Source organism: Acinetobacter sp. CY17 (assembly GCF_059515825.1).
Map to the genome: position 1 here is coordinate 1 of NZ_JCAKMX010000014.1, position 13457 is coordinate 13457.

The 13457-nt window shown below is 42.7% G+C and carries 15 protein-coding genes and 1 pseudogene; 6 read left to right on the forward strand and 10 right to left on the reverse strand.

The window, feature by feature from the left end; genetic code table 11:
- The 3 genes from AC5YCI_RS10190 to tnpA all read right to left on the reverse strand — a co-directional run.
- Positions 1 to 281: IS66 family transposase (locus AC5YCI_RS10190; protein WP_496175161.1), on the reverse strand; the 281-nt coding region annotated here is incomplete at its 3' end.
- 74 nt (positions 282 to 355) lie between these two features.
- Positions 356 to 745 (reverse strand): IS66 family insertion sequence element accessory protein TnpB, encoded by a 390-nt coding sequence (gene tnpB, locus AC5YCI_RS10195; protein ID WP_496175162.1) that lies wholly within the window; start codon positions 743 to 745, stop codon positions 356 to 358.
- Entirely contained in the window at positions 688 to 1071 is a 384-nt protein-coding gene (gene tnpA / locus AC5YCI_RS10200; protein ID WP_218999213.1) for an IS66-like element accessory protein TnpA, read from the reverse strand. The genes tnpB and tnpA overlap by 58 nt, the downstream gene beginning before the upstream one ends.
- Positions 1072 to 1182: 111 nt before the next feature.
- Between tnpA and AC5YCI_RS10205 the strand changes: the two genes are divergently transcribed.
- Positions 1183 to 2451, forward strand: a complete 1269-nt coding sequence (locus AC5YCI_RS10205; RefSeq protein WP_496129736.1) for a DUF2254 domain-containing protein — start codon at positions 1183 to 1185, stop codon at positions 2449 to 2451.
- A gap of 20 nt (positions 2452 to 2471) precedes the next feature.
- On the opposite strand, the gene AC5YCI_RS10210 is transcribed toward AC5YCI_RS10205, so the two are convergent.
- Both AC5YCI_RS10210 and AC5YCI_RS10215 read right to left on the reverse strand, forming a co-directional pair.
- Entirely contained in the window at positions 2472 to 2921 is a 450-nt protein-coding gene (locus AC5YCI_RS10210) for a universal stress protein (RefSeq protein WP_496129735.1), read from the reverse strand.
- A gap of 9 nt (positions 2922 to 2930) precedes the next feature.
- Positions 2931 to 3374, reverse strand: a complete 444-nt coding sequence (locus AC5YCI_RS10215; protein WP_496129734.1) for a universal stress protein — start codon at positions 3372 to 3374, stop codon at positions 2931 to 2933.
- A 225-nt stretch (positions 3375 to 3599) separates the two neighbouring features.
- Between AC5YCI_RS10215 and AC5YCI_RS10220 the strand changes: the two genes are divergently transcribed.
- The gene (locus AC5YCI_RS10220) at positions 3600 to 4586 is read left to right on the forward strand and encodes an alpha/beta hydrolase (RefSeq protein WP_496175513.1); all 987 of its coding nucleotides are present in this window, start codon (positions 3600 to 3602) and stop codon (positions 4584 to 4586) included.
- A 9-nt stretch (positions 4587 to 4595) separates the two neighbouring features.
- On the opposite strand, the gene AC5YCI_RS10225 is transcribed toward AC5YCI_RS10220, so the two are convergent.
- The 4 genes from AC5YCI_RS10225 to AC5YCI_RS10240 form a co-directional block, all read right to left on the reverse strand.
- Positions 4596 to 5768, reverse strand: coding sequence for a benzoate/H(+) symporter BenE family transporter (locus AC5YCI_RS10225; RefSeq protein ID WP_496175506.1), 1173 nt, complete (start codon positions 5766 to 5768; stop codon positions 4596 to 4598).
- A gap of 61 nt (positions 5769 to 5829) precedes the next feature.
- Positions 5830 to 6480, reverse strand: coding sequence for a leucine efflux protein LeuE (gene leuE, locus AC5YCI_RS10230; RefSeq protein ID WP_496129732.1), 651 nt, complete (start codon positions 6478 to 6480; stop codon positions 5830 to 5832).
- A 74-nt stretch (positions 6481 to 6554) separates the two neighbouring features.
- Complete coding sequence (gene tal, locus AC5YCI_RS10235) at positions 6555 to 7538, reverse strand: transaldolase (RefSeq protein WP_496175507.1); 984 nt, start codon at positions 7536 to 7538, stop codon at positions 6555 to 6557.
- Between the two features lie 87 nt (positions 7539 to 7625).
- The gene (locus AC5YCI_RS10240; RefSeq protein ID WP_496129730.1) at positions 7626 to 8519 is read right to left on the reverse strand and encodes a LysR family transcriptional regulator; all 894 of its coding nucleotides are present in this window, start codon (positions 8517 to 8519) and stop codon (positions 7626 to 7628) included.
- 93 nt (positions 8520 to 8612) lie between these two features.
- Between AC5YCI_RS10240 and aceI the strand changes: the two genes are divergently transcribed.
- Positions 8613 to 9041: a chlorhexidine efflux PACE transporter AceI gene (gene aceI, locus AC5YCI_RS10245; RefSeq protein ID WP_496129729.1), complete on the forward strand. Its 429-nt coding sequence runs from the start codon at positions 8613 to 8615 to the stop codon at positions 9039 to 9041.
- A 29-nt stretch (positions 9042 to 9070) separates the two neighbouring features.
- Here aceI and AC5YCI_RS10250 read toward each other — a convergent pair.
- Positions 9071 to 10351: pseudogene (locus AC5YCI_RS10250) on the reverse strand (acetyl-CoA C-acetyltransferase); the annotation flags it as partial.
- 271 nt (positions 10352 to 10622) lie between these two features.
- On the opposite strand from AC5YCI_RS10250, the gene AC5YCI_RS10255 reads away from it, so the two are divergent.
- The 3 genes from AC5YCI_RS10255 to AC5YCI_RS10265 all read left to right on the forward strand — a co-directional run bounded on the left by AC5YCI_RS10255 (position 10623) and on the right by AC5YCI_RS10265 (position 13408).
- Complete coding sequence (locus AC5YCI_RS10255; protein ID WP_496129728.1) at positions 10623 to 12014, forward strand: 3-oxoacyl-ACP reductase; 1392 nt, start codon at positions 10623 to 10625, stop codon at positions 12012 to 12014.
- 20 nt (positions 12015 to 12034) lie between these two features.
- Entirely contained in the window at positions 12035 to 12877 is an 843-nt protein-coding gene (locus tag AC5YCI_RS10260; protein ID WP_496129727.1) for a MaoC family dehydratase, read from the forward strand.
- Between the two features lie 69 nt (positions 12878 to 12946).
- Positions 12947 to 13408: a copper resistance protein NlpE N-terminal domain-containing protein gene (locus tag AC5YCI_RS10265; protein ID WP_496129726.1), complete on the forward strand. Its 462-nt coding sequence runs from the start codon at positions 12947 to 12949 to the stop codon at positions 13406 to 13408.
- Positions 13409 to 13457: the final 49 nt, after the last annotated feature.

Genomic DNA, 13457 nt, shown 5'->3' on the forward strand with positions numbered 1-13457 from the left:
GCTGCGATATCTTCTTCGACCGCTTCGTCCCATAGATGGATTTGTTTTGCGGTGAGATGTTCGTTTTTACTGCCGAATTTATGCTTTTTAAACAGCGCCAGTTCATGCTCGTATTTTTGATTGAGAATAGAAAGATGCTGAACTTTGGCATCCAATTGCTGGTTTGATTTTTCTAATTCTTGATTTGATTGTGCCAGAGACTGATGCTGCATTGCCAACTGCTGGGTAAATTCCAGCAGTTGTTCATGGGTCAGTTGGCTTAAGTCAGGCAGCGTATTCATGATCGCAGTATGCCTGAGGTCATGACGCAGAGGAAATAGAACGTTTGGAGAATAGCAGAATAACCGAGCTTGGTTTAGAGCATTGTGACCACTTGCTGTCGTCCAATGCGCTGCCAGGGCAAACCCTGGATTAATGCCTGTAACTGTTCCGGGTTGAGGGCCACGGTTTCACCTTGGTGAACTTGAGCCCAGTGGAATTTTCCCTGTTCCAGCCGCCTGGCACACAGCCAGATGCCCAGTCCATCATGTACCAGCACTTTCATACGATGGCCACGTTTATTACAGAACAGGTAAGCACAATGCGGTTTAATGTAGCCAAAGGCTCTCACCACCTGAGCCATGACAGTATCCATCCCTGCTCGCATATCCAGAGGTTGGGTAGAAAGCCAGATTTCATCAATGCGGATCATGTTGCCAGTGCCTTGAGTAATTCTGCTAAAGCAGATATTTCTGATACTTGCCATTTCAAGCCAATTTCTGCTTTTGAGTGGGGTAAAGTAATTTGAACCTTTAACATGTCAGTAGGAGTAGGATCTAATGGTGCAGAGCAAGATAAGGCAATAAATGCAGGTTTATTCGGTAGTGGTGAGCGATCACTCCCTGGCTTAGCATCAATTAAGCGAATCCATTTGGATACAAGATTTGTATTCAATCCATGTTGCAAAGCGACCGAAGCAATTGAAACGTCCGGTGCTTTACAAGCCTGAACGATCTGCTGTTTAAATTCAGCACTGTATGTTCTTCGTTTTTTCGCAAGAGATGCGATGGATGTCTGGTGATTTGTAGTCATAAATTTTAGTCCCCACTTGTTTTTAAGTGGGGACTAAATTAAGGCTTATAGGATGAATTCATAAGGTGTGTTCAGCGGACGCTTACAAATTAATATAAAAATGAGCAAGATATGTTGCATAAAATTAAATTAATTCTCGCTAATCCTGCCAAAAGCTTATGGGTACATCCAACCCTTGGTGCTGTGTTTGCAGTCGTCTTTTCTTTAATTGCCAAATTAGGCGTGTATTTGTTTGCAAGTGATGCAGTACCCAATATTTCAGTGGATACCTTATCCGATTTACTCAATATTATTGCTTCGAGTATGTTGGCTGTCACCACATTTTCTTTATCTATTATGGTGTCGGCCTTGGCATCGAGTTCAAACAGTGCCACACCACGTGCGCGTTTGCTAATTATGGCAGATGGGACTGCGCGTATTGCGATTGCTTCTTTTATTGCCGCGTTTATTTATTCTGTGATTGCAAAAATTGCTTTGAGTTTAGAATACTACGGGGTACAAGGGCGTTTTATTTTATTTATTAGTACCATTTTAGTGCTGATGTATATCATCTTTACTCTGATTCGTTGGGTACATACTTTATCGCAACTGGGTTCTTTAGGGGATGCTATTCAGCGTATTGAAGATGTAGCAACCAGCAGTTTAGCGCGTTATCGGGCCCAGCCCAATTTAGGCGCAATCCATGCAGGACCCACAAGGCAAGCTGATTTTGAAGTGCTGAGTCCAGTTACCGCATATATTTGTGATATTGACTTACAGACACTAAACCACATTGCAGCTGAGCAACAACTACATGTGCATATTGCCGCACGTCCGGGTAAATTTGTGGCCCTCCAACAAACGATTTTACAGGTCTATCGTGTTAATCCATTAGATCAGGACAGTATGCATAAGCTGCAACAACAGCTGATGGCATGTGTGCTATTAGAACAAAACCGTCGTTATGAACAAGACCCACGCTTAGGTTTATTGGTCATGAGTGAGGTAGGGCAACGTGCTATGTCAGCCTCAATTAATGATCCTGCCACCGCGATTAGCGTTTTAAATGCTTTAACGCGAGTGATCCTTGATACCCAAGCTTTAGAAGAAGAATTGCCAGAATTTGAGCATTTAAGTATTGTGCCTTTGGATGAAGCGGAATGGATTGACAGTGTTTTTGCTCCGATTGCACGTGATTCGGTCAATAATTTAGAAATCAATCAGCGCTTAATCAAGTGTTTGGCTTTAATTGCCCAATATGCACCCGAAGTCGGTTTACAACAAGCGGCAGCAGTTCAAGCTCAAGAAATACTAGAGCGCGCTTTAGCACATTTAAGCCTAAAGCTAGACCAACAATGTTTGCAGCAATGTTTTGATGAGGCATTTCAAAAGATCCCCTGACTAGACAGGGGATCTTGGCTTTAGGCTTTGACAATCAAGACGGGAATGGGAGATTGGGTCAGCACATTGTGTGCCACACTCCCGAGCATGAGTTTTTGAAAACCTTGGCGCCCATGTGAGCCCATCATAATTAAATCGGCGCCAACTTCATCGGCCACATGAATAATGCCTTCAGATGGTGAGACGCCGCGAATTAATTTAACCTGAACACGAAGATTGTCATTTGCTAAGCTGGCTTGAATTTCATTGAGCCGATTTTGGGCATTACTTTCTGCTTGCATAAAGTAGTCAGTAATGGCAGGTGCGACTTTATAAAAATCCACACCCACAAAAGGGTCGACCGCAATCACGCTCATAATAGTGATTTGTGCATTTAAATCCAGCGCTAAAAGTTTAGCCTGTTCGACGGCAGCATAAGAGATCGGAGATTCATCCATGGCCACCAAAATATGTTGATAGGATTGGCTCATCACGGCCTCTTACGCTTTAATCACAAGTACAGGTAACTCAGAGCTTGCCAATACATCTTGAGCAAAGCTACCTAAGAAGAATTTTTGGAAGCCTTTACGCCCATGTGAGCCCATGACAATTAAATCAGCTTGTAATTCATGGGCACTGGCCACAATGCCTTCTGCTGATACGGCACCTTTGACAATTTTAGATTCGGCGTTGGCACCGATGTCAGCAGCAAGGTTGAGTGCCTCAGCTAAGGCTTTTTTTGCATTGGCTTCTGCTTCAATAAAATATTCTTTCATAATGGCCGCAGAATAATAAAAATCTACGCCTGTAAAAGGATCTTCGGCAATTAAGCTAATTAAAGTCAGCTTGGCATGAAAAGCTTGAGCAATTTGAGCGGCATGTTTGACAGCAGAAAAAGAAATTTCAGAACCATCCACAGGGACTAAAATATGTTGGTAAGACATGGAATTGCTCCTGATACATTTATCGTTATTGGGTATAATTTATACATAGCATATTGTGGATATATATACAATAAAAGAGCTAAAAATATTTGTAAATTCAGTGTATTAGCTTATTTTTAAATTGGAGAAATCCAACTAAAATAATCAAATTTTAAACCCTTAATATTGCAGTGTTTTTATGCTTTAATGGCGCTATAAAAGCTAAAAAAGTCTACTCCATTGATGATGAAAATATACGCTCAGGCATTGGCGCTAGCAGTGGGCTTGACTCTAGCGGGTTGTCAAAGTCCGCAATCGAGTCAAGTGATTGCCAAAGCCTTTAATGTGACCACTAAAATGCAGCAAGGTTTAATGGATCGTGGTGCACCACAAGATGTACTGGTTAAACATAATATTGCTTATCAGGTTCAGCCGGATTTACATCTTGATCTGTATCAAGCAAAGCATGTCTATGCACAAGCTGCAAAGCCGACGATTGTGTGGATTCATGGGGGTGGCTGGATTTCTGGTTCTAAACAACATGCACGTGGATATTTTAAGCGCTTAGCGGCAGCGGGTTATAATGTGATTGCTGTGGAGTACCAATTGGCACCGCGCTATATTTATCCCACGCAATTACAACAAATTGATCAAGCTTTAGAATTTATCCGCCAAAATGCGGTGAGTTTACATGTAGATGCAACGCAGTTGTATTTGGCCGGCGATTCGGCCGGAGCCAATTTGGCCAGTCATTATGCAGCATTGCTCAGCAATTCTGACTTTGCTCAAGCTGCTCAGCTAAAACTAAAAACACCGCGTAGTGATGTAAAAGGCTTGATTTTGCACTGTGGTATTTATGACTTAAATGCCTTTGTGGATACAGCACCCGATGAAATACGCGTGGTGGAATGGGGCGTGTATCAATTGGTGGAGGCTTATACCGGGCAAAAGCGCCGTGATGGGGATTTTTTAAAACAATTGTCTCCAATTGAGCATCTCACAGCCGATTATCCGCCTGTATTGATCAGTGGCGGCAATAAAGACTTTTTAACCAAGAGCCAATCGCTACCTTTTGTCAGGGCACTAGAGGCAAAAAATATTGCGGTAGATGCGGTATTTTATCCAGATTCAAAAGAATGGTTGTTACATGAATATCAATTCTTTTTAAATCAACATGCTAGCCAAGCTACATTTAAAAAGACCTTGGCGTTTATCAACACCTATAGCCCATAAAAAAGCAGCTTAAGCTGCTTTTTTATGATTTAAAATTGTAGTGACCACTAAACCTAATAATAAACCCCAAAAGGCAGCACCAATATTTAAAAATTGTATGCCTGATGCGCTCATTAAAAAGGTAATTAGGGCCGCTTCGCGATGCTCAGGTTCACTAAAAGCCAGCGTAATGTTGTGGCTGATGGTACCCAATAGCGCAATACCTGCAATGGCGCTAATGAGTAAGCTTGGAAAGCTCAGTAGGGCTTGCGTTAAAGTGGCAGCAAAAATCCCCACAATGATATAACACAGCCCTGAACTCATCCCAGCAATATAGCGCCGCTTTGGATCAGGATGTGCTTGGTCGTCAAGGCTAATGGCTGCGCTAATGGCCGCAGTATTTACAGAGAAACAGCCAAAAGGTGCCAAAAGGGTTTGCACGGTTCCTGTCCAACCAATCAGATGTTTGACATGTGGTTGATAGCCATAAGCTTGAATAATGGCAATACCAGGTAAATATTGTGATGCCATATTAATCACCAATAAGGGCAACGCTAAGCCTAAGATTGCTGCCAGATTAAACTCAGGTGCCATCCACACTGGGCTAGTGATGCTCCAATGCAGTGGAGCAAGATCAAATGGCATAAACAATGCACATGTCATCATGGCAGCTAAGACCGTTACGACAATACTATAACGCGGCATCAGTCGTTTACTAATGACATAAATGGCCAGTAACCCTAAAATGAATCCGAGATTGTCATTTAAACTGCTAAAGAGTTGTACGCCAAATTTAAGCAAAACGCCGCCTAGCATGGCAGCGGTTAGAGTGCTGGGAATAAAAGCCAAAAGACGGCCAAAAATGCCAGAAAATCCTAAAATAGCAGTTAATACACCACAGACGATAAAGGCACCGATCGCCTCCGCTAAACTATAACCAGAAGCCGTGGCCAAAATCATGGCTAGACCCGCAGTTGACCATGAGGTCGCAACAGGATATTTAAACTTCCATGACAACAATAATCCAGACAGCCCAATACCCAAACATAAAGCCCAAAACCATGAGCTAATTTGGGCTTGGTTAGCACCTAATAGTTGTGCAGTTTGAATGACCAATACAGCCGATACGCTAATGCCCACCAAACAAGTAATAAAGCCTGCAAAGGCAGCAGGCACAGAAAAATCACGCAGTAAATGATGCATAGAGAATATAAAGATGCTTAAGTTTTAAGCATCATACGCTGTTTTTTTTCACTTACTACTTTTATAAGGTTGATGTAGCCAGTTTTAATCCAAAACCGCAAAACAAAACTCCCACGGAGGCAACACACAGCGCAGTAAAGCGATAACGATGGGCAAAATAGCCAGATAATTTTGCTCCAGAGAAAATCAGCACACTTAAATAGGACATGCTAATACATTGCAAAATCACCGCCAGAGCAGTAAAGGTCAAGGCAGGATAAGGGTAAGCCGGATCAACAAATTGCACAAAAAAGGACAAGTAAAATAAAATGGCTTTTGGATTTAAAATACTGATGGTTAAAGCGGTGCGAAACGGACTCAGCTGATCAATATGTTGTTGTGTGCTACGTTGTGCTTGTACTGAGGGCGGAGATTGCCAGCTGTGTTTGGCGGCCATTAATAATTTAATGCCCAAATAACTTAAATATACCGCACCAACGATTTTTAAAATGGTAAATAACCAGGGCAAATGGTGTAATAAAGAGGCCGCCCCCAAAGCGGTAAGCAAAATTAAAATTAAATCGCCCATATACACGCCAAACGCGCTTTGATAACCGACTTTAATGCCATAACGTGAAGCCACAGACATCACATATAAGGAGTTTGGCCCCGGTAATAATACGATTAACGTGGTGCCAATGATATAGGTGGGTAAATCAGTAATCCCGAGCACGTGACAGATCCATGAAAAAGCCGATGCTGATTATAACAACATCGGCTCAATAGCGTGTGCTTAGCCTTTAATGTTTAAGCAGAAATTTCTGCCTGTGCTACAGCTGTGGCTAATAATTGATGCAGTTGCTGGCGTGCTTGAATAAAACCCTCAATACCACCTTGCAATAATTGACTGGCCATCAAATCACGCTCAACTTCGGCTTTAAAAGTGGCTTCATCCAACACCACTTGATGATTTTGATGCGGTGCTGCATGCTCAGGCGAAAGCTGACGAATGACTTGGATTTCACTGTGTTCGAGTTGTTGCAATAAATTAGGTGCGATGGTCAGTAAATCACAACCCGCAAGGCCTAATACTTGTTCGATACTGCGGAAACTCGCGCCCATCACTTCGGTTTTAATGCCATGTTGTTTGTAATATTGGTAAATTTGTTTAACAGAGAGTACACCCGGGTCTTGACTAATGGGATATGCATCAACTCCTTCAGCTTTTTTGTACCAATCTAAAATTCGTCCTACAAAGGGTGAAATCAAAGTAACCTGTGCATCGGCACAGGCACGTGCTTGGCTTAAACCAAACAGTAAAGTCAAATTACAATGAATCCCTTCAGCTTCCAAAACCCGTGCCGCTTGGATGCCTTCCCAAGTGGAGGCAATTTTAATTAAAATACGTTCTTGGGCAATGCCATAATCTCGATACAGCGCCAATAATTCTTTGGCCTTGGCAATTGTGGCTTGGGTGTCATAAGACAATGCGGCATCGACTTCGGTAGAGACGCGGCCATCAATCAGTTTTAAAATTTCTACGCCGAGTTTGACCGTTAAAATATCAATACTGCGTTCAATTAAGGCATCATCTTGATAGCCTTCAGCACGTGCTTGAGTAAAGGCACTCTCAATGAGGGCACGGTTTTCAGCTTGCCTTGCTGCAGCGGTAATCAAAGATGGATTGGTGGTGGCATCGAGTGGGCGCAACTGTGCAATCGCGTTTAAATCGCCGCTATCGGCAACGATGGTAGTGAATTGTTTTAATTGCGTTAAGGCGTTTGCTTTCATTGCTGTAATTCTTTATTTAATGACCCTGTAGTAGTGTTATATAGCAAATAAAGCCCTATTGCCAAGTGCTGAACAGGGCAATTGGGCTTATTCAACTTGATTTTTCCTGTGATTTTGCAAATATTGGATTAAAAATTGTGCAGCTTGTCCAAGAGCTTGATCGCGTCGCCAAACTAAGTCCATAAAATAGGTAAACTGTGGCGTAAAGTCATGGAGGGCCAAAATCTGCAGCTGCTCGGCCAAATAAGGATTTTCTTTGAGCATTTGTAATGGCAACACGCCCCAACCCAAGCCTTGTAAAATCAAACGACATGCTGAGTCATGATGATCAGTATGCCACGCTTGGCTCGAAAAACTTAATTCCGGAACTAAATCGCGTTCACGACTTGCCACAACAATTTGTCGGTGCTGTTGTAAGTCGGTTAAGCCCACCTGTGCTTGTTGGGCCAATAGATGTTGCTTGGCTGCTACGGCCACCAAGGTTTGTTGTTCAACTTCAATAAATTGTTCGTCACTGTTTAAATGTTCACGCTCAAACATAAAAGCCAATTGGGCCCGCTGTGCTTTGAGTAAACCTAAAGCATCCTCTTGTGGGGCATTTAAAATATTAATTTTTAAGCTTGGAAAAGCTTTGGCCACGTGCGCGACATAGACTGGCCAACTGCTATATTGTAATTCTGACACCACTACAATATTTAGCTCTGCTTCTAAGCCTTGACTCAATGCTAAAGCATGTTGTTGCCATGCTTGCATATCTGCCAGTAATTGGCGTGCTTTGGCATACAATTCTTGTGCGGCTAAGGTAGGTTGAGGTTCACGGCCAAGGCGTTCAAATAGCTTTAAATTTAAATCAAGTTCTAAATTGCTGATCGCCATACTCACCGTAGAAGGCACTTTGCCTAAATGCCGTGCCGCAGCGGAAAAAGAACCATACTCCATCACCACTTTAAAAATTGTCAGTTGCTCTTGATTTAAATTCATGTGCTACCTATCAATACAATTGAAAGAATCTGATTTTATTTATCAATATTTAACACATATGATGCTTTCAATTTAAAACATTTGCGTGGAAATATGTGGTTATCTAAGCGTCGAATTATTCATGCTGTGAGCTATGAAGGTATTTTATTGGTGATCATTGCCATCGCGCTCAGTATTATTTTTGATATGCCGATGGAGGTGACTGGGGGAGTAGGTGTGGCGATGGCGCTAACATCAATGTTATGGAATATGGTGTTTAACCATTGGTTTGAACAGTTTGAAGCCAAGCATCAGTTGCAACGCACCATTAAGGTTAGAATATTGCATGCGATTGGTTTTGAAGGCGGTTTGATGTTGGCCACCATTCCGATGGTGGCTTATGCACTTAACATTGGTCTATGGCAAGCGGTGGTGCTCGATTTTTCCATGACTTTATGTATTTTGCTGTATACCTTTATTTTTCAGTGGTGTTATGACTATATAGAAGCGCGTTTAGGGGATCGCCCTGAATACAAGCATTAAAAAAGCACCCCGTGGGGTGCTATTGCTGTTTATTTTTCGATAATGGCGGTAACACCTTGACCACCGGCAGCACAAATTGAAATTAAGGCACGCCCTGAACCTTTTTGATGCACTAATTTGGCAGCGGTGGCTAAAATACGCCCACCTGTAGCTGCAAAAGGATGACCGGCAGCGAGTGATGAGCCATTGACATTAAGCTTAGTGCGGTCAATTGCACCGAGTGGCGCATCCAAACCTAAGCGATTTTTACAGAAATTCGGATCTTCCCAGGCTTTTAAGGTTGAAAGTACCTGTGCAGCAAATGCCTCATGAATTTCATAAAAATCAAAATCTTGTAGGTTTAAATTGGCACGCTGTAGCATACGGGGCACAGCGTAGGCCGGTGCCATTAAAAGCCCTTCTTTTTTATGAATAAAATCCACCGCTGCAGTTTCGCTAAAGCTTAAATAGGCTAAAATTTCATGCCCATTGGCTTTGGCCCATTCTTCTGAGGCCAATAACACACAAGACGCGCCATCGGTCAGGGGTGTTGAGTTACCTGCGGTCATGGTGCGCGCATCGCCTTTACCAAAAGCAGGTTTGAGTTTGGCTAACTTTTCTATGCTAGAATCAGGGCGTAAATTATTGTCACGTTGTAAACCTAAAAATGGCGTCATCAAATCGTCAAAAAAGCCTGCTTCATAGGCTGCATGCATTTTTTGATGGGAGCTGGCAGCCAGCTCATCTTGCGCTTCACGCGAAATGCCCCATTCTAAGGTGGTTAAAGCTTGATGATCACCCATAGATAAGCCTGTACGCGGCTCACCATTACGCGGGGCATCCATTAAATCTTTGACATTAAGTTTGGCTAAAGCTTGTAAGCGTGCTTTGGCAGTTTTGGCGATGTTGAGTTCTAATAAGACTTTACGTAACCCATCGCCTAAGGCAATAGGCGCATCGGATGTGGTATCCACACCACCTGCGATGCCGACATCAATTTGACCTAAAGCAATTTTATTGGCCACTTGAAACGCCGCTTGTAAGCCTGTGCCACACGCTTGCTGTAAATCATAAGCTGGCGTTTCAGGAGCAAGCTTGGTGTTTAAGACACACTCGCGGGTCATATTAAAGTCACGGCTATGTTTGAGCACTGCACCGGCCGCCACTTCACCTAAACGTTGACCTTGTAAATGAAAACGCTCGACCAAACCATTTAACGCGGCGGTGAGCATGTCAATATTGCTGGCTTGAAAATAAGCGCCGTTAGAACGGGCAAAAGGAATGCGATTACCGCCTAAAATAGCCACACGGCGAATAGTATTTTGGGTCATAAATTCTCGTCCTAAAATGGGGTGGTGCAAATAACAAAAATCAATATGATTATGATTGCTGTGCTTTTTGTTGTTCAGTCTTGACCTTAACATACTCTAAAGCAAAGGGGATTGACTAGATTGACAGCGGATTTTGTGACAAGGTCAAGTCATCAAATTGTAAACTCACGTATCATCGCAGTGAAAAACATAGATCTTTTGCCTGATAAGTGTTTAATATCTCTATAAACAAAAGATCAATTCAACTTATATTTGATGCGAGATAATAACCATGACTGATCAATATCAAAATTTTTCCCATTCTCCTATTGGTAAATTTGTCATTAAAAATTTAGGTTTACCTCATCCACATGTATTGGAGCGCTTTAGCAGTGCCACACCAGTATTAAAAGGGGCTCTACTTTTAGGGGTAGCCAATAACAGCACATTGACACCCGCTATTGCGCAAGTGCTGAATAATATTCATGCCAATAGCTATGCAGGCAATAATCCTCAATTGCAGCAACAAGCCGCAACAGCAGGCTTAAACTTAGGCGCTTTTAACGCAGGTGATAAAGAATCAAAATTTAAAGCCTTGGTGTTTGATGCTTCAGGGATTCAAAACAGTCAACAACTCAAGCAACTGTATGATTTTTTCCATCCAGTGCTGCGTCAAGTTTCGGCATCTGGACGGGTGGTGGTGCTAGGAATTGATCCTGAGCATGCCACAACTGTCTCACAGGCCATTGCTCAACGTGCTTTAGAAGGCTTTGTTAAGTCACTGGGCAAAGAATTAAAAAAGGGCATTACTGCTCAGCTGATTTATGCTGCACCTGACGCAGCCGAGCAGCTCGAATCGAGTTTAAGGTTTGTTTTGTCAGCGCGTTCAGCTTATATCTCGGGTCAAGTGTTAAAAGTGCAAAAAGCGCAAGCACAACAACTTGATTGGGAGCAACCTTTGGCAGGTAAAACCGCTTTAGTCACTGGTGCGAGTCGTGGCATTGGCGCAGCGATTGCAGAAGTGTTGGCACGTGATGGCGCACATGTAATTTGTTTAGATGTGGCGGCGCAGCAGGCAGATTTAGAACGGGTGGCGAGTCGGATTCAAGGATCAATCTTAACCGTAGATATTACCAGCGAACAGGCCAGCGAAGAAATTATTCAAGCGGCAGCAGCGCAGGGTGGTTTAGATATCGTGGTGCATAACGCTGGCATTACCCGTGATAAAACTTTAGCCAATATGAAAGCTGAGGCTTGGGATTTAGTTTTAAATATTAATTTATCCAGTATTGAACGCATTAATACTGCCTTATTGGCGCAAAATGCGATTCGAGCGCAAGGTCGAATTATCTGTGTCTCTTCTATTTCTGGGATTGCAGGTAATATGGGGCAAAGTAACTATGCCACTTCCAAAGCCGGCGTGATTGGTGTAGTGAAATATAGCGCGCCAACCCTAACGCAAGGAATCACCATTAATGCTGTAGCACCAGGTTTTATTGAAACCCAAATGACTGCAGCCATTCCCTTTGCCATTCGTGAAGCAGGGCGTCGCATGAACTCTATGAGTCAAGGCGGTTTACCTGTAGATGTGGCAGAAGCGATTGCATTTTTTGCCAGTCCTGCATCGGGTGGCTTAAATGGCAATGTACTTCGAGTTTGTGGACAAAGCGTACTGGGTGCTTAAAAATTTAAAGGACTATTCATATATTAACGCGTCATTTTCAGCATTTGCCAAAACCCTATTTGGCCTATCCTAAAATCATTCAGGGTTTAATTCAAAAAAAACCTAAAGCACAGTCGCTACCCGCATTACATTATGTGGTAGATGATTTGCGTCTAGACAGCCAGCATTTGGCCAAATATCAGGCGCTGACGGGTTTTGCCCAGAATCAGCACGTGCCGGCTTTATATTTTGCTGTGCTGTCACAAAGCTTACAGATGCAAATGATGAGTTTGCCTGAGTTTCCTTTTCAAGCCTTAGGTTTGGTGCATGTGGCCAACGAAATCGAACAAAAACGTGTCATTTTGGCCGATGAGCATTTTAGCTTGTCATGTCGTTTAGGTGAGTTATCTGCGCATGAAAAAGGCGTCGTATTTGATTTTATCACTGAGGTCAAAGTGGCTAATCAAATCGTGATGTGTGGTGTGAGCCGTTATTTATCTAAACAAAAGGGCAGTACGCTAGAAAAAACGAAAAGCACAGCTCAGCCAGTTTATTTGCTTAAAGATGAATGGCAGGTGGCAGAAAATACGGGTCGTCAATATGCGTTAAATTCAGGGGATTTTAATTTAATTCATTTGCATCGTTTCACTGCCAAAGCCTTTGGTTTTAAACGTGCGATTGCCCATGGTATGTGGAGTAAGGCACAGGTGTTATCACGTTTAGATTTGCCTGAAGCCTACCGTGCTTGGGTTGATTTTAAATTGCCGATTTATTTGCCTTCACGGGTTGAATTATTGACGGCTGAAAACGGCAAAATCGAGTTTTTACTGCGTAATACCCAAGATCATAAACCGCATTTGGTGGGGGTTGTCAGTACGCTATAGCGCATTTAAAGGGTGATTTTTTCTGTGAATATGCTATTTTGCCAGAGTGATTTTAAGTGGTAATGCAGCATGAAAAAGCCGATTCTTATTCCTTTATTTGCCACCAGTGTGGTGGTGTTGGGTGGTTGTCAGGATACGAGTAGCCCACAGCAGCAAAGCGTAGCCATGGAGCAAAAAGTACAACAGGCACAGTGGGTGGGCACGTATCAAGGCACGACGCCGTGCTTGGGCTGTATCTCACGTTGTCCTGACTGCCCAGGGATGGCGGTGGATTTAACTTTAAATCAAGATATGAGTTATACCTTAGTGCGTGAAAGTTTAAGTGGTCATAATGCAGTTGAAACTTTAACCGGTATGATGCGTTTTCGTGATGCCGACCAGACCGAGCTAGAATTGCTGAATGTCAAAACCCGTAATTTATTGATTGTTGATACTGCACATAAAGTTTTAGAAATTCGTGAAGATGTGACTGGTAATGGCTATGCCGCGAGTGATGATTTCTTACTTGAGCAAGCTACGCAAAGCAGTTGATTTAAAGTGCTTATCAGGATGATCAATGATCATCCTTTTTTATCGTTGA

Coding starts and splice junctions, on each gene's coding strand:
- tnpB (WP_496175162.1), bottom strand. CDS start 745: ATGGCAAGTATCAGAAATATCTGCTTTAGCAGAATTACTCAAGGCACT.
- tnpA (WP_218999213.1), bottom strand. CDS start 1,071: ATGACTACAAATCACCAGACATCCATCGCATCTCTTGCGAAAAAACGA.
- AC5YCI_RS10205 (WP_496129736.1), top strand. CDS start 1,183: ATGTTGCATAAAATTAAATTAATTCTCGCTAATCCTGCCAAAAGCTTA.
- AC5YCI_RS10210 (WP_496129735.1), bottom strand. CDS start 2,921: ATGAGCCAATCCTATCAACATATTTTGGTGGCCATGGATGAATCTCCG.
- AC5YCI_RS10215 (WP_496129734.1), bottom strand. CDS start 3,374: ATGTCTTACCAACATATTTTAGTCCCTGTGGATGGTTCTGAAATTTCT.
- AC5YCI_RS10220 (WP_496175513.1), top strand. CDS start 3,600: ATGAAAATATACGCTCAGGCATTGGCGCTAGCAGTGGGCTTGACTCTA.
- AC5YCI_RS10225 (WP_496175506.1), bottom strand. CDS start 5,768: ATGCATCATTTACTGCGTGATTTTTCTGTGCCTGCTGCCTTTGCAGGC.
- tal (WP_496175507.1), bottom strand. CDS start 7,538: ATGAAAGCAAACGCCTTAACGCAATTAAAACAATTCACTACCATCGTT.
- AC5YCI_RS10240 (WP_496129730.1), bottom strand. CDS start 8,519: ATGAATTTAAATCAAGAGCAACTGACAATTTTTAAAGTGGTGATGGAG.
- aceI (WP_496129729.1), top strand. CDS start 8,613: ATGTGGTTATCTAAGCGTCGAATTATTCATGCTGTGAGCTATGAAGGT.
- AC5YCI_RS10255 (WP_496129728.1), top strand. CDS start 10,623: ATGACTGATCAATATCAAAATTTTTCCCATTCTCCTATTGGTAAATTT.
- AC5YCI_RS10265 (WP_496129726.1), top strand. CDS start 12,947: ATGAAAAAGCCGATTCTTATTCCTTTATTTGCCACCAGTGTGGTGGTG.